This is a genomic window from Streptomyces sp. SID14436, assembly GCF_010548465.1.
In the GTDB taxonomy this organism is placed as follows: domain Bacteria; phylum Actinomycetota; class Actinomycetes; order Streptomycetales; family Streptomycetaceae; genus Streptomyces.
Genome location: NZ_JAAGMD010000652.1, coordinates 1 through 18,619, shown reverse-complemented (window position 1 = coordinate 18,619; position 18,619 = coordinate 1). Strand labels below are relative to the sequence as shown.

Annotated in this window: 17 protein-coding genes and 1 pseudogene; 13 read left to right on the top strand and 5 right to left on the bottom strand. The window is 73.8% G+C overall.

The window, feature by feature from the left end; all coding sequences use genetic code 11:
- Positions 1 to 654 (top strand): annotated as a pseudogene (locus tag G3I53_RS22980) (serine/threonine protein kinase); the annotation flags it as partial.
- A 647-nt stretch (positions 655 to 1,301) separates the two neighbouring features.
- On the opposite strand, the gene G3I53_RS22975 reads toward G3I53_RS22980, so the two are convergent.
- Positions 1,302 to 2,045, bottom strand: coding sequence for an SLATT domain-containing protein (locus tag G3I53_RS22975; RefSeq protein WP_164438727.1), 744 nt, complete (start codon positions 2,043 to 2,045; stop codon positions 1,302 to 1,304).
- Positions 2,046 to 2,320: 275 nt separating this feature from the next.
- Here G3I53_RS22975 and G3I53_RS22970 point away from each other — a divergent pair, with 275 nt between their 5' ends.
- From G3I53_RS22970 to G3I53_RS22940, 7 genes are all read left to right on the top strand, one after another.
- Complete coding sequence (locus G3I53_RS22970) at positions 2,321 to 2,662, top strand: YbaB/EbfC family nucleoid-associated protein (RefSeq protein WP_164334234.1); 342 nt, start codon at positions 2,321 to 2,323, stop codon at positions 2,660 to 2,662.
- A gap of 59 nt (positions 2,663 to 2,721) precedes the next feature.
- Positions 2,722 to 3,321: a recombination mediator RecR gene (recR, locus tag G3I53_RS22965; protein ID WP_164334235.1), complete on the top strand. Its 600-nt coding sequence runs from the start codon at positions 2,722 to 2,724 to the stop codon at positions 3,319 to 3,321.
- Positions 3,314 to 3,976 (top strand): DUF5063 domain-containing protein, encoded by a 663-nt coding sequence (locus tag G3I53_RS22960; protein WP_164334236.1) that lies wholly within the window; start codon positions 3,314 to 3,316, stop codon positions 3,974 to 3,976. The genes recR and G3I53_RS22960 overlap by 8 nt, the downstream gene beginning before the upstream one ends.
- A gap of 234 nt (positions 3,977 to 4,210) precedes the next feature.
- Positions 4,211 to 5,488, top strand: a complete 1,278-nt coding sequence (locus tag G3I53_RS22955; RefSeq protein WP_164334237.1) for an aspartate kinase — start codon at positions 4,211 to 4,213, stop codon at positions 5,486 to 5,488.
- Positions 5,488 to 6,561 carry an aspartate-semialdehyde dehydrogenase gene (locus G3I53_RS22950; RefSeq protein ID WP_164334238.1) on the top strand — a complete coding sequence of 358 codons (1,074 nt, stop codon included), beginning with the start codon at positions 5,488 to 5,490 and terminating at the stop codon, positions 6,559 to 6,561. Before G3I53_RS22955 ends, G3I53_RS22950 begins: the two co-directional genes overlap by 1 nt.
- Positions 6,562 to 7,030: 469 nt before the next feature.
- Positions 7,031 to 7,708, top strand: a complete 678-nt coding sequence (locus G3I53_RS22945; RefSeq protein WP_205078380.1) for a SigE family RNA polymerase sigma factor — start codon at positions 7,031 to 7,033, stop codon at positions 7,706 to 7,708.
- Entirely contained in the window at positions 7,705 to 9,108 is a 1,404-nt protein-coding gene (locus G3I53_RS22940) for a hypothetical protein (RefSeq protein WP_239064055.1), read from the top strand. The genes G3I53_RS22945 and G3I53_RS22940 overlap by 4 nt, the downstream gene beginning before the upstream one ends.
- A 74-nt stretch (positions 9,109 to 9,182) precedes the next feature.
- On the opposite strand, the gene G3I53_RS22935 is transcribed toward G3I53_RS22940, so the two are convergent.
- Both G3I53_RS22935 and G3I53_RS22930 read right to left on the bottom strand, forming a co-directional pair.
- The gene (locus G3I53_RS22935) at positions 9,183 to 10,085 is read right to left on the bottom strand and encodes an SURF1 family protein (RefSeq protein WP_164339224.1); all 903 of its coding nucleotides are present in this window, start codon (positions 10,083 to 10,085) and stop codon (positions 9,183 to 9,185) included.
- 131 nt (positions 10,086 to 10,216) lie between these two features.
- On the bottom strand, positions 10,217 to 10,591 hold the full coding sequence (locus G3I53_RS22930) for a nuclear transport factor 2 family protein (protein ID WP_164339227.1): 375 nt from the start codon (positions 10,589 to 10,591) through the stop codon (positions 10,217 to 10,219).
- Between the two features lie 153 nt (positions 10,592 to 10,744).
- Here G3I53_RS22930 and G3I53_RS22925 point away from each other — a divergent pair, with 153 nt between their 5' ends.
- Complete coding sequence (locus tag G3I53_RS22925; RefSeq protein WP_164339229.1) at positions 10,745 to 12,589, top strand: prolyl oligopeptidase family serine peptidase; 1,845 nt, start codon at positions 10,745 to 10,747, stop codon at positions 12,587 to 12,589.
- An 86-nt stretch (positions 12,590 to 12,675) separates the two neighbouring features.
- Here the strand turns inward: G3I53_RS22925 and G3I53_RS22920 are convergent, their stop codons facing one another.
- The gene (locus G3I53_RS22920; protein WP_164339238.1) at positions 12,676 to 14,634 is read right to left on the bottom strand and encodes an NAD-binding protein; all 1,959 of its coding nucleotides are present in this window, start codon (positions 14,632 to 14,634) and stop codon (positions 12,676 to 12,678) included.
- Positions 14,635 to 15,043: 409 nt separating this feature from the next.
- On the opposite strand from G3I53_RS22920, the gene G3I53_RS22915 reads away from it, so the two are divergent.
- Together G3I53_RS22915 and G3I53_RS22910 are read left to right on the top strand one after the other, a co-directional pair.
- Positions 15,044 to 16,045, top strand: coding sequence for a permease (locus G3I53_RS22915; RefSeq protein WP_164339239.1), 1,002 nt, complete (start codon positions 15,044 to 15,046; stop codon positions 16,043 to 16,045).
- A 107-nt stretch (positions 16,046 to 16,152) separates the two neighbouring features.
- Positions 16,153 to 16,938: a TIGR03943 family protein gene (locus G3I53_RS22910; protein ID WP_203592813.1), complete on the top strand. Its 786-nt coding sequence runs from the start codon at positions 16,153 to 16,155 to the stop codon at positions 16,936 to 16,938.
- 90 nt (positions 16,939 to 17,028) lie between these two features.
- Here G3I53_RS22910 and G3I53_RS22905 read toward each other — a convergent pair whose 3' ends face one another.
- Entirely contained in the window at positions 17,029 to 17,325 is a 297-nt protein-coding gene (locus tag G3I53_RS22905) for a twin-arginine translocase TatA/TatE family subunit (protein ID WP_164339232.1), read from the bottom strand.
- Positions 17,326 to 17,507: 182 nt separating this feature from the next.
- Here G3I53_RS22905 and G3I53_RS22900 point away from each other — a divergent pair, with 182 nt between their 5' ends.
- On the top strand, positions 17,508 to 17,897 hold the full coding sequence (locus tag G3I53_RS22900) for a BlaI/MecI/CopY family transcriptional regulator (protein WP_164339234.1): 390 nt from the start codon (positions 17,508 to 17,510) through the stop codon (positions 17,895 to 17,897).
- Positions 17,898 to 17,903: 6 nt separating this feature from the next.
- A partial coding sequence (locus G3I53_RS22895; RefSeq protein ID WP_164350000.1) for a M56 family metallopeptidase occupies positions 17,904 to 18,619 on the top strand: 716 nt, incomplete at its 3' end.

The following is an 18,619-nucleotide window of genomic DNA, read 5'->3' as shown; positions in this document are numbered from 1 at the left end:
GCCGGCGCCACCCCGCCCTACGGCCCGCCGCCCTTCACCGGGACCCCTCCCTACGGCCCGCCCCGGGACCCGCGCCGCGACGCGCGGTCCACCGCGCTGCTGGTCGTCATCGCCCTGGTCGTCGCGCTCGCCGCGGGCGGCACCGTGTACGCCCTGATGAGCAACGGCGACACCGGCGCCGGCGGCGGCCCGTCCGCCTCACCGTCCGCCTCCGGCGACGCCGCCCAGGGGGACTCCGGCGCCACCCCGTCCGACGGCAAGCAGCCCGGCACGGACGGGCCCGGCACCACGACGGCGCCCGACGGCACCGTCCCGGCCGACTACCTGGGCAGCTGGTCCGCGACCATCGACAACGCGAGCGGGGTGCACTCCCGCCGGCTGACCATCCAGCAGGGCGGGGTCGGCGACACGGTCATGTCCCTCCTCGCCGAGGGGCCCACGGGCAACGGCACCTACCGCTGCGTGTTCGAGGCCCGGCTGACCTCCGCCTCCGACTCCGGCGGGCTGCAGCTAGGGCCGTCGAGCGTGACCAGCGGCCGGCCGCGCAGCGCCTGCACCCCGGGCGCCGCGACCCAGGTCCGGCTGCTGCCCGGCGACACCCTCCAGCGCGTGAACACCAGCAGCGGCGAACAGCTCACGTACACGCGGGACTGAGCGCGTCCGCGCGGGAGCGAGCGGGGGGAGGGTTTGGGGGCCGGGGTCCGGATGCCCGTGCCCGGCGGGCAGGGGTTCGGATGCCCGTGCCCGGCGGGGCGAGGGTTCGACGCCCGTACCCGGCGGGGCGGCCGAGGGATCGATGCCCGTACTCGGTAGGCCGGGTTCGGATGCCCGTGCCCGGCGGGGCGGCCGAGGGGTCGATGCCCGTATCCCGGCAGGCGGGGGCCAGATGCCCGTGCCCGGCGGGCAGGGGTTCGGATGCCCGCGCCTGGCGGGGCGAGGGTTCGGATGCCCGTATCCCGGCAGGCGGGGGCCAGATGCCCGTGCCCGGCGGGCAGGGGTTCGGATGCCCGTGCCCGGCGGGGGCGAGGGTTCGACGCCCGTATCCCAGCAGGTGGGGGGCCAGATGCACGTATGCCCCGGCGGGGCCGAGGTCCGGATACCCGTACCCGGACGGGCCGGGCGCCCCGGCCCGTCCGTGACTCCCACCCGCCGGGGACACGCGACGCCCCGGCCCGTCCGTGACTCCCGCCCGCCGGGGACGACGCGACGCCCGCACCCTGCTGGGCCTCGCTGACCCCGGACGCATCGCCGCGGTGCGGGTCGACGGCCGGCGGCCAGGGGCACAGTGCCCGCCGGAGGCGCTACCGCGGCTCCGGCGGGCGCTGCCGCGGCATGTTCGGGCGGGCCGACCCGGGCGGGGTGGAGAACCGGCCGTGCGGCACCACCGGCTCCGGACGGCCCGGGCCGGACACCGCCCCCTGCACGCCCAGCGGAGCGCCCCCGGTGCGGAACTCCACCATCCAGTCGGCCGTCTCCACCCGCACCAGCTCCGCGACGTCCTCGGAGAACCTCCGCAGCACCGACAGGCACCGCTCGGCCGCCTCGCTCGCCGTGCCCTCCGCCGGGCCCAGCACCTCACGGACGCACTCCGACGCCCAGTCGAACTGGAGGGCCTGCAGCCGGCGGTGCACCGCCTGGGCCGTCGCCAGGTCCCGCATCCAGCCGGACGTCACCCCGAAGTACCGGTCCGCGGCCACGCACGCCACCGCCACCAGCAGCGCCAGGTACCCCCAGGGGGCCACCCCGCCGAACGCCCCGGCCAGGTCCAGCAGCGGCAGCGCCGCCCCCGTCACCGCGCCCACCACCGTCCCGGCGCGCAGCAGCTGCCCGCAGCGCCGCTTCCACATCCGGTCGGTGAGATACCAGCCGGCCGTGTCCAGCGCCCCCCGCTCGACCCACCGGTACAACTCGTCCAGCCGGGCCGCCGGTTCGCCCCAGTCCCCGAGCGGGAAGACCCGCCCGGTCAGATCACCCGGCCGCGGTGCGGCCCCCTCGCCGTGCCGGTCCTGAGGCCGTCCCTCGGGCTGCATCTCCGGCTGACCCACCCGGTACTCCCTACTGACCGTGACTGATCCGCGACCTGCCGGGACCCTTCCTACCGCCCAATGGGTGGCCCAGTGGCGGGTTCGGCGCCTTTTCCGCCCGGAAGATGGCCGTGATCAGGTATAGGCGCCCCGCGGGACTCACTCGAAAGAGTGCTGGGGCGACGGCTGCCGCGACCACGTAGGCTCGTGCCGAACGGCAGGAACGCCCGACAGCACGCCGGACCGACGGCCCGACCGGCCTGCGGCCCGGCCGACCGACCACAAGGAGCTGAATCGTGATCCCCGGTGGTGGCCAGCCCAACATGCAGCAGCTGCTGCAGCAGGCCCAGAAGATGCAGCAGGACCTCGCCAAGGCCCAGGAGGAACTGGCCCGCACGGAGGTCGAGGGCCAGGCGGGCGGCGGGCTCGTGAAGGCCACCGTCACCGGCTCCGGTGAACTGCGGGCCCTGCAGATCGACCCCAAGGCGGTGGACCCGGAGGACACCGAGACCCTCGCCGACCTGATCCTCGCGGCCGTCCACGCGGCCAACGAGAACGCCCAGAACCTGCAGCAGCAGAAGCTGGGCCCGCTGGCCCAGGGCCTGGGCGGCGGCGGCATCCCCGGACTGCCCTTCTAAGACAGCCCGCGGACCTCTACGGTACCTAGTGACGTGACCCCAGGAAGGACGGCAGTCCGTTGTACGAAGGCGTGGTACAGGACCTCATCGACGAGTTGGGCAGGCTGCCCGGCGTCGGTCCCAAGAGCGCCCAGCGGATCGCCTTCCACATCCTCCAGGCCGAACCGACCGACGTCCGCCGTCTCGCCCACGCGCTGATGGAGGTCAAGGCCAAGGTCCGCTTCTGCGCGACCTGCGGCAACGTCGCGCAGGAGGAGTTCTGCGGCATCTGCCGCGACACCCGCCGCGACCCGGCGGTCATCTGTGTCGTGGAGGAGCCCAAGGACGTCGTGGCGATCGAGCGCACCCGCGAGTTCCGCGGCCGCTACCACGTGCTCGGTGGGGCGATCAGCCCCATCGACGGCGTGGGCCCCGACGACCTGCGCATCAGGGAGCTCCTGGCCCGCCTGGCCGACGGCACCGTCACCGAGCTGATCCTGGCCACGGACCCCAACCTGGAGGGCGAGGCCACGGCGACGTACCTCGCCCGCATGATCAAGCCCATGGGCCTGAAGGTCACCCGCCTGGCCAGCGGCCTCCCGGTGGGCGGCGACCTGGAATACGCGGACGAGGTGACCCTCGGCCGCGCCTTCGAGGGGAGACGACTCCTAGATGTCTGATGCCACGCTGCACGTCACGGACCAGGATCCGGACGACTTCGCCGTCCAGATCGCGGATCAGATCGAGAGCTTCCTCGTCGCCGTCACCGAGGTCGCCAAGGGCGACGAGCCCGACTCGGCGGTGCCGTTCCTGCTGCTGGAGGTCTCCCAGCTGATGCTGGCCGGCGGCCGGCTCGGCGCCCACGAGGACATCGTCCCCGACGAGCGCTACGAGCCCGACCCCGGCCCCGAGCCGGACGTGGACGAACTCCGCGAGAACCTCGCGCGCATGCTGGACCCCATCGACGTCTACTCCGAGGTCTTCGACCCCTACGAGCCCCGCACGGCGCCCGTGCCCGCCCGGATCTCCGACGACCTCACGGACGTCATCACCGACCTGCGGCACGGCATGGTCCACTACCGCGCGGGCCGCACCACCGAGGCCCTGTGGTGGTGGCAGTTCTCCTACTTCTCCAACTGGGGCCCCACGGCGTCCGCGACCCTGCGCGCCCTGCAGTCGGTCGTCGCCCACGTCCGCCTCAACCAGCCCCTCGCCGCACTCGACGGCCTCGACACCGACCAGGGCATGGGCGACGACACCCTGGAGTTCGAGGCGGGCAAGGTGATGACGGAGGAGATCGCGGAGCCGCTGGGCCTGCGCTCACCGGTCAGATAGCCACGCGCCGGGTCCCGCCCGGGCCTTCACGAACCGCCTCCCGCATGTGACGCAGGTCGCTTTTCCGAGTGCTCCGCGCCGGGCTGGGCATGAGCCCCCCTGCGCGGGCGTCCGGAGGTCTCACCATGCGATATCGCCGAGGGGATTTTCGGACGCTCGATAGAATGAGCCCGCCACGCATCACACACATGTGTGTACATCGTGGGACAACAACGGACTGAGCGAGGAGCGCACGTGGGCCTTGTCGTGCAGAAGTACGGAGGCTCCTCCGTAGCCGATGCCGAAGGCATCAAGCGCGTCGCCAAGAGGGTCGTGGAAGCCAAGAAGAACGGCCACCAGGTGGTCGTCGTGGTTTCCGCGATGGGCGACACGACGGACGAGTTGATCGATCTCGCCGAGCAGGTATCCCCCATTCCTGCCGGGCGCGAGCTCGACATGCTGCTGACCGCCGGAGAGCGGATCTCCATGGCCCTGCTGGCCATGGCGATCAAGAACCTGGGCCACAACGCCCAGAGCTTCACCGGCAGCCAGGCAGGTGTCATCACCGACGCCGTCCACAACAAAGCCCGCATCATCGATGTGACACCCGGCCGCATCCAGGCCTCGGTGGACGAGGGCAACATCGCCATCGTCGCCGGGTTCCAGGGCGTCAGCCAGCAGGGCAAGAACATCACCACGCTCGGCCGGGGAGGCTCCGACACCACCGCTGTCGCCCTCGCCGCGGCGCTCGACGCCGAGGTGTGCGAGATCTACACCGACGTGGACGGCGTGTTCACCGCCGACCCGCGCGTGGTGACCAAGGCCAAGAAGATCGACTGGATCTCGTTCGAGGACATGCTCGAACTGGCGGCCTCCGGTTCCAAGGTGCTGCTCCACCGCTGCGTGGAGTACGCCCGCCGGTACAACATCCCGATCCACGTCCGCTCGTCGTTCAGCGGACTCCAGGGCACGTGGGTCAGCAGCGAGCCGATCAAGCAAGGGGACAAGAAGGTGGAGCAGGCTCTCATCTCCGGTGTCGCACACGACACCTCCGAGGCCAAGGTCACGGTCGTCGGTGTGCCGGACAAGCCGGGCGAGGCGGCCTCGATCTTCCGCACGATCGCCGACGCCGAGATCAACATCGACATGGTCGTGCAGAACGTGTCCGCCGCGTCCACCGGACTGACGGACATCTCCTTCACGCTCCCCAAGAGCGAGGGCCGCAAGGCCATCGACGCCCTGGAGAAGAACAAGGGCACCATCGGCTTCGACTCCCTTCGCTACGACGACCAGATCGGCAAGATCTCGCTGGTCGGCGCGGGCATGAAGACCAACCCGGGCGTCACCGCCGACTTCTTCACCGCGCTCAGCGACGCCGGCGTCAACATCGAGCTGATCTCGACCTCCGAGATCCGCATCTCGGTGGTCACCCGCAAGGACGACGTCGACGAGGCCGTCCGCGCCGTGCACTCCGCCTTCGGACTGGACTCCGACAGCGACGAGGCCGTCGTCTACGGGGGCACCGGCCGCTGATGGCCGCCTCCACCGGGTCCGGCCGCTCCGGACGGCCGACGCTCGCGGTCGTGGGAGCGACCGGCGCCGTCGGCACGGTCCTGCTCCAGATCCTGTCCCAGCGGGCGGACATCTGGGGGGAGATCCGCCTGATCGCCTCCTCGCGCTCGGCCGGCCGCAAGCTGGCCGTGCGCGGTGAGGAGGTCGAGGTCGTGGCCCTCACCGAGGAGGCCTTCGACGGGGTCGACGTCGCGCTGTTCGACGTCCCCGACGAGGTGTCCGCGCAGTGGGCCCCCCTCGCCGCCGCCCGCGGCGCGGTGGTGATCGACAACTCCGGCGCCTTCCGGATGGACCCCGAGGTGCCGCTGGTCGTCCCGGAGGTCAACCCGCACGCCGCCCGGATGCGGTCGCGAGGCATCATCGCCAACCCCAACTGCACCACCCTGTCGATGATCGTCGCGCTGGGCGCGCTGCACGCCGAGTTCGGCCTGCGGGAGCTGGTGGTCTCCTCGTACCAGGCGGTCTCCGGGGCCGGGCACGCGGGCGTCCGCACCCTGCGCGAGCAACTGTCCCTGGTCGCCGGGACGGAGCTCGGCACCAGCCCGGGCGACGTGCGGCGGGCCGTGGGCGACAACACCGGGCCGTTCGCGGAACCCGTCGCGCTCAACGTCGTGCCGTGGGCCGGCTCCCTGCGGGAGGACGGCTGGTCGTCGGAGGAGATGAAGGTCCGCGACGAGTCCCGCAAGATCCTCGGCCTGCCCCGGCTGCCGGTCGCCGTGACCTGCGTGCGGGTCCCGGTCGTCACCACGCACTCCCTCACCGTGCACGCCCGCTTCGAGGACGAGGTCACGGTGGACCGGGCCCGCGAGATCCTCGCGACCGCCCCCGGCGTGGTGCTGTTCGACAACCCGGCCGCGGGCGAGTTTCCGACGCCCGCGGACGTCGTCGGCACCGACCCGACGTGGGTCGGGCGGGTGCGCCGCGCCCTGGACGATCCGACGGCGCTCGAACTCTTCGTCTGCGGGGACAACCTGCGCAAGGGCTCCGCGCTCAACACGGCGCAGATCGCCGAACTGGTCGCGGCCGAGACCTGACGGAGCGTGAAACCCCCTGGTTCCGGGCGGTTTCGTTTGTAGGATCTGTGTCAGTCGAGTGGACCGGGTTGATGGTCCCGATCACTTGAACCGGCCGGTCCGGGAACCGAGGATGGGAACCCGAGGACCGACATCCCCGCCCGCCGCAACCGAGCGGCGGGCGGGGAGCGTCTTTGCGGTCACCCTCTCCGGTGCGTGGGGACGCGGTCTTTCAGACGTGGGGACGTCTGGAACCGGGCGTGGGGACGCCCGTTCATATGGGACACAGGGGAAGAGCGGGACGCATGAGGTCATGGAGTGCGTGGTCGGACGCGGCGGGTCGCGCCAACGGAGCCGAGGCGGTGGCACCCGGAGCGCGGTCGGCCGGGCCCACGGCCGGGGCGCCCGGCGTGCCACCCTCCACGGCGGTCGGCGCAAAAGTGATGCCCGGCACGTACAACCCTTACGGGGGGAAGCGTGTCCAACTGGCGTGGCTGAGGTACTCGACTTCACAGCGGCGCGCGGTGCGGCTCTCCGTCCCCGTTCCCCCCGCCAGGCTCTCCGACCGCGACTGGCCGGCGTGCCCGGTGGCATGCCGGTGATCGCGCCCATGCCCGCAGCGCGGCCGGTCCGCATACCCGATCAGCGCGACGGCACCGACGAGGCCGTCGCGGCCGGTACCACCGTCGACCACCTCACCGAGACCTACCGCGCCCACTACCGCTCCCTGCTGGGCCTCGCCGCGCTCCTCCTCGACGACACCGCCTCCTGCGAGGACGTCGTCCAGGAGGCGTTCATCCGCGTGCACTCGGCGCGCAAACGTGTCCGCGACCCGGAGAAGACCCTGGCGTACCTGCGGCAGACGGTCGTCAATCTCTCCCGCTCGGCCCTGCGCCGCCGCATCCTCGGCCTGAAGCTGCTGTCCAAGCCCATGCCCGATATGGCGAGCGCGGAGGAAGGCGCCTACGACCAGCTGGAGCGGGACTCCCTCATCCAGGCCATGAAGGGCCTGCAGCGCCGCCAGCGCGAGGTGCTGGTGCTGCGCTACTTCGCCGACATGACGGAGGCCCAGGTCGCCGAGTCGCTCGGCATATCGCTGGGCTCCGTGAAGGCGTACGGCTCGCGCGGCATCGCGGCGCTGCGGGTGGCCATGGAGGCGCCGGCATGAGCGACGGCCAGGGCATGCACGACCACGACCGCCCGAGCGGCGGCGACCGGCCCGCCGAGGATCCCGCACGTCCGGACGGGTCCGGCCCGGGGAAGGAACCGGAGAGGGAGAACGGCGGCAGCCTTAGCGACCCCAGTGACTCCAGCGACCCCAGTGACTCCAGCGACCTCAGTGACTCCAGCGGCTCCGGGAGCCCGGTGGAGCCGGCGAGTCCGCGTTCCGGGGAGCCCGTGAGCGTCGAGGGCTCTGTGAGCGTCGGCGGCCCCGGGATCGTCGGCGGCTCTGCGGACGATGAGGGCGCCACGAGCGCCGAGGGGGCGGCGGGCTCCGAGGGGGCGGCGGGCTCCGAGGGGGCGGCGGGCTCCGGGGACCCGGGCAGCGCTGGAGAACTGGGCGCGGACGAACGCGCCCTGCGTGACCTGCTGCACCGGGCGGTGCGCGAGGTGGAGCCCAGCGACGGAACCCTGGACTACCTGCGCCGGGCCGTCCCGGCCCGCCGGGCCCGCAAGCGGCAGGCACTGGTCGGCATGGCGGCCGCCGCGCTCTTCGTCGGCACCGCCGTCCCCGCCGTCGTGCACGTGTCCACCTCCTCCGGCTCCGACGCCAACCCGTCCGCCGTCGGCCACGCCTCGCAGGCACAGGGCGGAACCAGCCAGGGCAAGGGCCCGGACAACGGCGCGAGCACCGCCGGAGGCTCCTCCGACGAGATCGAGGGCACCGGCAAGGGAGGCGAGAAGGGCAAGGACGAGGGCACCGGCGACAGCACCGGCGCCGGCGCGACGGAGGGCACCGGCCCCTCGTCCAGCGCCGACACCGGCGCCCCCGCGTGCACCGCGGACCACCTCGGTGCCGCCGTCGCGAGCACCGCGGCACCCGACTCCACGGGCACCGTGTACGGCGCGTTCCGGGTGACCAACGGCTCGGGGGACGCCTGCACGGTCGGCGCGCCGGGCGCGATCAGCGTGGCCACGCAGGGCGCCGCCGACCCGGCCAAGGTCGGCACCATGCGGCACGCGCCGGGCGACGCGGCGGCCGGACTGCCCGACCCGTCCCTGGAAGCCGCCTCGGGGCTGCTGCTCAAGCCGGGCGCGGCCTACGAGGTGAAGTTCGCGTGGGTGCCGAGCGAGACCTGCCCGACCACCGGCGGCGGCACAGGCGGCGGAACCGGCGGCCCCTCGCCCGACCCGACGCCCAGCGGGGGCACGACCACCACCGGTGCCACCACGGGCGGCGGCGGGGACGGCGGCGCCTCCCCGCAGACCCTGCGCGGTGACGGCACCGTCGAGGGCAGTGTCACGGTGACGTACACGGCGGCGACGGGGACCGGTGCGGCCAGCGCGACGGTGGCCAACGCCTGCGCGGGCACCGTCTACTGGACGGGCGTGCTGACGGCCTCCTGACGGCCGCCCGACAGCGGAGCGGCGGGCCCGTGCACACGGGCCCGGCGTCTCTCACCCCCCGAAGGGCCGCCCCCTCACACCCCTGAGGGGCTGGGCCGCTCGCGCTCCTGCTCGTGCTCCCGTGCGTCCTCCGGCTCCCCGGACGCGTCCGGCTCCTCGGACCGGTCCGCGTCCGGGTCCTGGCCCTCGCCCTGGCCCGCGCGCCCGCCGTCGTCCCCGTCCGGGAGCAGGCCCAGCTCGGCGTCCCGGGCGAACTCCAGCTCCCGGCGCAGCAGCCGGAACCACATGAAGATCACGAAGCCCACGAAGGCGAACCACTCGGCGGTGTAGCCGAGGTTCTGGAACGCCTTCAGGTCCAGTCCGGTGCCGCTCGGCGCCCTCGCGGGCACCGCCGTCATCCCGGAGTCCCCGCGGTTGAGCGTGATCCAGGCGTCGTACACGTCATACGGCACGAGGTTCACCAGCGAGGCCGCGCTGATCGCACCGGTCTGCCCCTCGGGCAGGCCGCCGCGCGTGCTGACGCCGTTGCTGCCGGGCGTCTCGGACGCCTGCAGCGCACCGGTCACGGTGACCTCACCGGCGGGCGGCGCGGGCACGGAGGCCGGGTCGGGCGATCCGGGCAGCCATCCGCGCACCACCGGCAGGGCCCGGCCGGAGTCCGTGCGCAGCAGCGTCATCACGTACGTGCCGGTCCGGCCGTCCAGGTCCCGGTCGGGGACGAGGAACTGCTCGTCGTAGCGCCCGCTGGCGGTGGCCTGCTTGCCGGACGTCGCCTTCGTCACGGGCAGCAGCGAGTCCAGCGGCTCGGCGGCCTCGCGAGCGCCCGATTCCGCCTGCTCCCGGGCGCCCTCGTGGCTCTCCACCCGGTCCTCGAACCGGCCCAGCTGCCACGAGCCCATGTAGATGCAGAAGGGGATGGCGAGCAGCACGAAGACGTTGATCCCCCACCATCGGGGCGTCAGCAGAAACCGGTACACGCCCTCAACGGTACGGGGCCCGCGGCCCGTCCCCGTGCGCGGGGTACACGCCGCCCCGACCCGTCACGGGCCACCGCGGTGGCGGTGCCCGCCCCGCCACCCGCCCACCTGGTACCTCTCCGCCAGTACTGCTAGTACCGCTCGGTGAGGTGCTCGCGGCCCGCCGGGGGCTCGTAGGGTTCCGGCCAGAAGTCCGTGATCGCGGATATGCGGCCCGAGCCGTCCCCGGTGAAGAAGGAAAGGGCGGGCATCTCCGCCTCACCGACCGTGAACCGCGCCCAGGTGACCACCTGGTCCCCCTCGGCGACGATCCGCTCGATCCGCAGGTGCCAGTCGCCCGGATACTCGCGGTTGAACCGGACGTAGCGCTCCCGGCCGCTGATCCGCTCCCTGGTCTGGGGCAGGATGTAGACGACGTCCTCGGCCAGCGTGGCGGCGAACGCGCTCCAGTCCCGGGCCTCGGCGGTGGCCCAGAACCGCTGGACGGTCTCTCGGAGATCGGTCATGCCGGGCAGTCTGCACCCCGCCACTGACAACGGCCTTCGGGAACGGTCCCCGCCGAGTCATCCGGGGACATCCGGTGAACGTTCCGGTCGAGGTTTTCCACAGGCTGGGGACCTCGGGAGCGCGATGGCCGCAAGGACGGGCAGTATGGATCCATGACTGAGAGCAACGGGTCCGACGCGCCGAATCGAGCGGACCAGACCGAGCGTGTGCAACAGGGCGAGGACATGCCTGCCTGGGAGAAGCGCTTCCGGGCGCCCCGGGTGTCCCTCCCCGACTGGGCGGAGGACGCACCCGACCGCTCCCTGTTCGTGTCCAACGCGACGGGGACGTACGAGCTGTATGCCTGGGACCGGGCGACCGGTGAGCAACGACAGGTGACCCATCGGCCCAACGGCACCACGGACGGCGTGCTCTCGCCGGACGGTGAGTGGATCTGGTGGTTCGACGACAAGGACGGCGACGAGTTCGGCGTCTGGCGCCGTCAGCGCTTCGAGGGCGGCGAGGACGAGCTCGCCACGCCGGGCCTCGACCCCTCCTACCCCGCGGGTCTCGCCCTGGGCCGGGACGGCCGCACGGCGGTCGTCGGCCGCTCCACGGACGAGGACGGCACCACCATCCACCTGGTGCGCACCGGGGAGCAGCCGGTGGAGATCTACCGCCACCGCGAGTCGGCGGGCGTCGGTGACCTCTCCCACGACGGCTCGCTGATCGCCGTGGAGCACACCGAACACGGGGACGCGATGCACTCCGCGCTCCGCGTGGTGCGGCCCGACGGCAGCACGGTCGCGGAGCTCGACGACACCGAGGGCGGCACCCGCGAGCTGGGCCTCGACGTGCTGGGCTTCGCCCCCGTCGCCGGCGACACCCGGCTGCTCATCGGCCACCAGCGCCGCGGCCGCTGGGAGCCCCTGGTGTGGGACGTGGCGACCGGGGAGGAGAGCGACCTGGCGCTGGACCTGCCCGGCGACGTGAGCGCCGAGTGGTACCCGGACGGCTCGGGTCTGCTGATCGCCCACGGCTTCGAGGCGCGCGGCGAGCTGTTCCGCTACGACCTCGCCGCACGCCGGCTGGAGAAGATCCCCACCCCGCGCGGCGGGATCTCGGGGGCCACGGTCCGCCCCGACGGCAGCGTGGAGTACCTGTGGTCGTCGGCGGCCGAACCGCCGGCCGTCCGGTCCACGACCGGCGGGGTCGTACTGGACCCGCCGGGGATGAAGTCGCCCGGTTCGGTGCCGGTGGAGGACGTGTGGGTGGAGGGCCCCGGCGGCCGTATCCACGCCCTGGTGCAGCGGCCGGCGGGCGCGACCGGCCCGCTCCCCACCGTCTTCGACATCCACGGCGGCCCGACCTGGCACGACAGCGACTCCTTCGCGGCCGGCCCGGCCGCCTGGATCGACCACGGCTACGCGGTGGTCCGCGTCAACTACCGGGGTTCGACCGGGTACGGGCGCGCCTGGACCGACGCCCTGAAGCACCGGGTGGGTCTGATCGAGCTGGAGGACATCGCCGCGGTGCGCGAGTGGGCGATCACCTCGGGCCTCGCGGACCCCGCCCGGCTGATCCTGACCGGCGGCTCCTGGGGCGGCTACCTCACGCTGCTCGGCCTGGGCACCCAGCCCGACGCCTGGGCGCTGGGCATCGCGGCGGTCCCGGTCGCGGACTACGTCACGGCGTACCACGACGAGATGGAGGCGCTGAAGGCGATGGACCGCACGCTGTTCGGCGGCACCCCCGAGGAGGTCCCGGACCGCTTCGAGGTGTCCTCGCCGATCACGTACGTCGACGAGGTCAAGGCGCCCGTCTACATCTCCGCCGGGGTCAACGATCCGCGCTGTCCCATCCGCCAGATCGAGAACTACGTCAAGCGGCTGGAGGCCCGCGGGGCCGTCCACGAGGTCTACCGCTACGACGCGGGGCACGGCTCCCTGGTGGTGGACGAGCGGATCAAGCAGGTCCGGCTGGAGCTGGACTTCGCGGAACGCCACATCGGCCGCTGACGCGGAGAACGGAGAACGGAGAACGGGGGAGAGGGGACGGAGGAGGGGGAGGGGGGAGGGGAGGGAGGGGGCTGCGGGCGGCCCGCCTAGACCCTCCTCCGCTCCCGCCCCCGGCGTCCCAGCAGCTCCGCGAGCCCTCGTCGCGTGGCCGCCAGGACGACCCGGTCCTCGCGCCGGAGCACATACGTGTCCGGCAGGTCCCAGACCAGGCCCGAGTCGCGTGCCGCGGCGCCCGTCGGCGGCTGGACGGGCCCCGCGGGCGCCCCGGCCACGGCGGGGGTGCCCGCCCCGGCCGGCGGCTCGGAGGCGGCCGTGTCCAGGGCCAGCACCCGCCATGCCCCGGCCCGGAAGGCCTCGCCGACCGTCTTCCCCTCCAGCTGCGGGTGCCCGCCGACCTCGATCGCCGCGAACAGCAGCACCCGCCGCTCCACCGGGATCGCCCCGAGGATCTGCCGGCCCATCATCGCCCCGGCGAACGCGGGCGCGGCCAGGTGGGACACGCTGCGACTGCGGGTCAGGGCGTCCGGGTGCGCGGCCCGCAGCGTGCGGTACACGGCCTTGGCGAAGTCGTCGTCGTACAGCCGCAGGACCGTCCGCAGGTCGGGCCGTACCGACCGGGCGTACAGGGTGGCCTCCAGGTTGGTGGTGTCCACGCTGGTCAGCGCGAGCAGGGCGTCCGCGCGGTGGATCTTCGCGGCCTCCAGGACACCTTCCTGGGTGACGTCGCCGAGCACCACCGGCACCCTGAGCCGCATGGCCGTCGACATGCCCCGCGCGTCGGGGTCCGACTCCACGCACACCACCGGGATGTGCAGCTCGCGCAGCCGGGTCAGCACCCGGGTGCCGATCTTGCCGAGCCCGAGCAGCACCACGTGCCCGCTCAGCCCGCGGGGCGGCTTGCGCAGCGACGAGGCGCTGCGGAACAGGCCGAGGGCCTCCAGGACGGCCGCCAGCAGCACCGGCAGCAGGAGTAAGCCGACCAGTCCGGACAGCAGTTGCAGTATCTGCCGCCCCATGGAGTCGTTGTGCGCGGGCTCGTTGATCGCGAACAGGTCGAGCAGGGTGACGTAGGTGGCGTGCAGCGGGTCGTCCTCGGTCACCAGGGTCAGGGTGACGGCGAGGGCGACGGTGGCCGCGACGAGGCCCGCTAAGGACCAGCGCAGCCGCCGGGAGAAGAGCGAGGCGATGGGCGGCACCCGGGCCCGCACGGGCGGCAGCGGCGGCCCCGAGTAGGACACCTGCTCCAGCACCACCGTGCCGCGTCCGGTGGCCGCAGCCACCGCCTCCGCGTCGGGCAGCAGCTGCGGCCCCTGATCGCCGCTGTCCTCCGAACCCTCAGCACCCGCCGGGTCGTTGCTCGTCGCGGACAGCAGCGCCAGCGTGCACAGGCCGGGGTCGGCGACCTCGCCCGCCGCCGGGGGCCGCCGCTCCACCGCGCGCAGCAGCAGGCCGTCCGCGTCGACGACCTTGCTGGTGCCGACGAGGGCGGTGGCGACCAGCGCGGGCGCGGCGGTGTCCGCGTCGGAGAGCACGGTGGTGGAGTTGTCGTCGATCCAGCCCGGCCGTTCGTCTTCCTCCACGCCGAGCGCCAACTCGGCGGCCTGGTCGAGGAGTTCCTCGATGTGCCGGCCGAGCCGCCGGTTGTACAGGCGCAGGACGAGCCGCAGGCGCGGGTTGAGGCGGCGGGCGGTGAGGGCGGCCCGGATGTTGGTCTCGTCGTCGTCGTACACCAGGGCCAGCGCGGCGGCCCGGTCCACGCCGACGTCGGCCAGCACGCTCTCCGTGGGTTCGGCGGCCTCCACCTCGCGCTCGTCCGGGGCGCCGTCGGGGCCGCCGCCGGTGCCCCCGTTGCCGCCGCCCCGGTTGACGGTGGCGTTCACGACCCGGTCCAGCAGGGCCGCGGAGGCCGCGCGGGCCCGCCCGACGACGGGCTGCCGCACCTGCCTCCCGGACGGCGGTACGACCAGGGTGACCTGTTCGCCGTACACGCCCCGCAGTTCGGCGGCGAGGCGGTGGGCGAGGCCGTCGTCGCCGCAGACCACCATGTGCGCTGAAGGGCCGCCCGGCAGCACCTGATTCGGAAGGCTCACCACAGGGGAAGAGACTGCCCCATTCCGGCGGGCGGTTCCAGACATGATCACGTCGGGTCTGCCGGTACCGGCCTGAACGCCACGGCCCCGCGCCGCGTACCCCAGGGGGAAGCGGGTGCGGCGCCCGCGGTCCCGGCAGGCCCGCCCACCGGAACCGGCCCGGCGCCCTGTTTTACCCCTGTCCACCGACGTCCCTGTCCACGTTCACCGACGCCCCTGTCCGCCGAGTCCCTGTCCCCGTCCACCGACATCCCCGTCCACCGACAGCCCTGACCGCCGACAACCGGCATGCGCACCCGGAGGTACCCGGCCCGTGGCCGTCACCAAGTCAGCACCGAGGGACACCCGGCAGTCCGGCGACGCGATCCCGCCGAAGCGCCCCGGGGAGCCCGGCCGCGCTCAGGACACCGAGGACTCCCGCCGCCTCGACGCCCCGCTGCTGCTCACCCTGACCCTGCTGACGGCCCTGATGTTCCAGGACCCGATCCGCGGCGCGCTGGCCGCCCCGGTGATGCAGAGCTGGATGACGGTGTTCGTGGCGGTCATGCTCCAGGCCCTGCCCTTCCTGGTGCTGGGCGTGCTGCTGTCCGCGGCGATCGCGGTGTTCGTCCCGCCGTCCTTCTTCGCGCGCGCCCTGCCGGACCGTCCCGCCCTGGCGGTGCCGGTCGCGGGCGCGGCGGGCGCGGTGCTGCCCGGCTGCGAGTGCGCGTCCGTACCGGTGGCGGGCGCGCTGGTGCGCCGGGGAGTGGCCCCGGCGGCGGCCCTGGCGTTCCTGCTGTCGGCGCCCGCGATCAACCCGATCGTCCTGACGGCGACCGCGGTCGCCTTCCCCGGCAACCCCGAGATGGTCCTGGCCCGGTTCGTCGCGAGCCTGCTGGTGGCGTGCGCGATGGGCTGGCTGTGGCAGCGCCTCGGCCGCACCGACTGGCTGCGCCCGCCCGCCCGTTCGGTCCACGAGGGGCGCGGCCGGGGAGCCGCGTTCTGGGGCTCGGTACGTCACGACGTGATGCACGCGGGCGGGTTCCTGGTCATCGGCGCGATGGCGGCGGCGACGCTGAAGGCGGTGGTCCCGGCCGAGTGGCTGCGGGCGGCGGCCGGCAACCCGGTGCTGTCGGTGCTGGCCCTGGCCGCCCTCGCCGTCCTGCTGTCGATCTGCTCGGAGGCGGACGCGTTCGTGGCGGCGTCACTGACCCAGTTCTCGCTGACGGCCCGGCTGACCTTCCTGGTCGTCGGCCCCATGATCGACCTCAAACTGTTCGCCATGCAGGCGGGCACCTTCGGCCGCGCCTTCGCCCTGCGCTTCGCCCCGGCGACCTTCGCCCTCGCGGTGCTCGTCTCGGTCCTGACGGGAGCGGTGCTGCTGTGACCGATCCGCACGAGCGGCGGCCGGCGGACCCGGCCCGCGGTGCCGCCCGCCCGAGCCGTCCGAGCCGTCCGAGCCGTCCGAGTCTCAACGGCCAGGCGCAGGCAGCCCTGTTGTTCCTCCTCGGCGCGACGGTTCTGCACGCGGGCCTGACCGACCTGCACCTGCGCTACGTCAAGTCCGGTCTGCGCCCGCTGCTCCTGCTCGCCGGAGCCGTCCTGATCGTGACGGCGGCGGCCACCCTCCGGTACGAGCGCCGGGGGACGCGAGCCGGCGACCCGGCGGCCACGGACAGGGCCCCGGAGCACGGGGAACCCGACGACCCGGAACGCGCCGACCAGGGGTCCAGTGAGGGGGAGCCCCGCAGCGGCGGCGGGGGCGGTCACCGCGAACCCCGCGTCTCCTGGCTGCTGGCGCTCCCGCTGTTCGCCCTGATCCTGGTGGCTCCGCCCGCCCTCGGTTCCTACACCGCGGCCCACACCGGGACGGCCCTGCAGAAGCCCTTCGGTTTCCCCGACGTCCCCGACGGCCGGGGCCCGCTCCGGCTGGGCGTCGGCGAGTACGCGGCCCGGGCCGTGTACGACGAGGGCCGCCACCTGCGCGACCGCCCGCTGCGGATCACCGGCTTCGTGACCCTGGGCCGCGACGGCGCCCCCTACCTGGTCCGCATGACCCTGAACTGCTGCGCCGCCGACGCCCAGCCGGTCAAGATCGCGCTCACCGGGAACGTCCCGCCGGTGCTCCGGCCGGACAGCTGGCTGGAGGTCACCGGCACCTACACGTCCCGCCGGACGAAGGACCCCGTCAACGACGGCCCGGTCCCCTACGTGAAGGTCACCGCGTCCCGGCCGGTGCCGCCGCCGTCGGAACCGTACGACGACGCGTGGACCGGCTGAGACCGACTGCTCAGGACCAGCTTGCCGGGAACGCAGGCGGAGCGCCCGGAAGCAGCTTCCGGGGGGCGTCCGGGAGAGCCCCGGGCTCGCTCAGGCGCGGTGCGTCCCGTCGTCGACACCGCCGGTGCCGGTGCCGGTGGTGTCCCGCGCCACGGTCTCGCCCCGGATCACCCGCGGGCCCGGCCCGTCCCCCTGGGCTCCGGGGCCCGCGGCCCCCGTGCCCCGGTCGTCGCCCCGGCCCTCGTCGGCCTCCCGGACGGCCCGGGCCTCCGCCTTGAGGATGCGGGCCGACTTGCCCGCCGAACGGGCCAGGCCGGGCAGCTTCTTGGCGGCGAGGAGGGCGATGACGACGATGAGGATGATCGCGAACTCGCTCAGTCCGAACATGGGTCGGTTCCTCTCGTGGGCCGGTACCGGACGGCTGCCGGGTGGCGCCGGGCGGGGCTGCGGAAGCCGCGGGGGCGGCCGGGGGCCCGTAGAATCTACAGCAATGTAGAGAAGTTGACGGTGTCCGCTCATCTATACGATGTCCGCCGGGTGGACGGAAAGCGGCGGAAGGGAGACAGGCCGTGTCGGACCACGGGCAGCGTCCCCGGCGGCGGGGACAGGGCGAGCTCGAGGCGCTGGTGCTGTCGGCCTTGCGGGAGGCGGACGGCCCGGCGACGGCGGGCTGGGTGCAGCAACGGCTCGGCGGGGACCTCGCCTACACGACCGTCATCACGATCCTGACCAGGCTGCTGGCCAAGGGCGCGGTCACCAGGGAGCGGGCCGGCCGGTCCTTCGCCTGGACGCCCGCCTCGGACCACGCCGGGCTGGCCGCGCACAAGATGCGCAAGGTGCTGGACGCGGAGACCGACCGGGAGGCCGTGCTGGCGAGTTTCGTCACCGGCCTCGATCCGGACGACGAACGGCTGCTGCGCGAACTCCTGGATCAGCCGCGGAGCGACGGGGAAGACTGAAGCCTCATGGGGGTGTTCGTCTTCCTGCCGCTGGTGCTGCCGCTGACCGCGTGGCCGATCGCGCGCCTCGCCGAACAGCATCTGCATCCGCGCACCGCGACCCGGATGCTGACCGGCGTCGCGGCGGTGATGGCGGTGTGCAGCACGGTCTGCCTCGCCCTGGTGATGGTGGTCGGCACCGCGCAGCTCCCCGGCAACCCGCTGCCCGACGGCTGGTCGGACCCGGAGGTGCGGGCGGCGGTTCCCTACGACGAGGTGGTGGGCAAGGCGGCCATCCCCGCCCTGTGCGCGGTGCTGCTGGTCTGCACCCGGTCCCTGTGGCGCCACGTCCGCACCCGCCGCCAGGCCCACCGCGCGCTGGCCGGGCTGCCGGACACCGAGGTGGCGGTGCTCCCCGACGGCACCCCGTACGCGTACGCGCTGCCGGGCACCGGGCGGCGCCGCGGGCGGGTGGTGGTCACCACCGACCTGCTGGGCCGCCTGGCCCCGGCCGAACGCCGGGCCCTCTTCGCCCACGAGCGGGCCCATCTGTGCGACGGCCACCACCGGTTCCTGCTCACCGTGCGGCTGGCCGCGCAGGCGAACCCGTTCCTGCGCCCGCTGCAGACCGCGGTGGCCTACACGACGGAACGCTGGGCCGACGAGGTGGCCGCCCAGCGGGTCGGCAGCCGCCGCACCGTCGCCACCGCCATCGGCAAGGCCGCCCTGGCCTCCCGGTCCGC

What these genes read in the sequence shown, in the direction of transcription:
- G3I53_RS22905 (WP_164339232.1), bottom strand. Translation starts at nt 17,325, where the DNA reads ATGTTCGGACTGAGCGAGTTCGCGATCATCCTCATCGTCGTCATCGCC.
- G3I53_RS22920 (WP_164339238.1), bottom strand. Translation starts at nt 14,634, where the DNA reads ATGGTGGTCTGCGGCGACGACGGCCTCGCCCACCGCCTCGCCGCCGAA.
- G3I53_RS22930 (WP_164339227.1), bottom strand. Translation starts at nt 10,591, where the DNA reads ATGACCGATCTCCGAGAGACCGTCCAGCGGTTCTGGGCCACCGCCGAG.
- G3I53_RS22925 (WP_164339229.1), top strand. Translation starts at nt 10,745, where the DNA reads ATGACTGAGAGCAACGGGTCCGACGCGCCGAATCGAGCGGACCAGACC.
- G3I53_RS22940 (WP_239064055.1), top strand. Translation starts at nt 7,705, where the DNA reads ATGAGCGACGGCCAGGGCATGCACGACCACGACCGCCCGAGCGGCGGC.
- G3I53_RS22950 (WP_164334238.1), top strand. Translation starts at nt 5,488, where the DNA reads ATGGCCGCCTCCACCGGGTCCGGCCGCTCCGGACGGCCGACGCTCGCG.
- G3I53_RS22960 (WP_164334236.1), top strand. Translation starts at nt 3,314, where the DNA reads ATGTCTGATGCCACGCTGCACGTCACGGACCAGGATCCGGACGACTTC.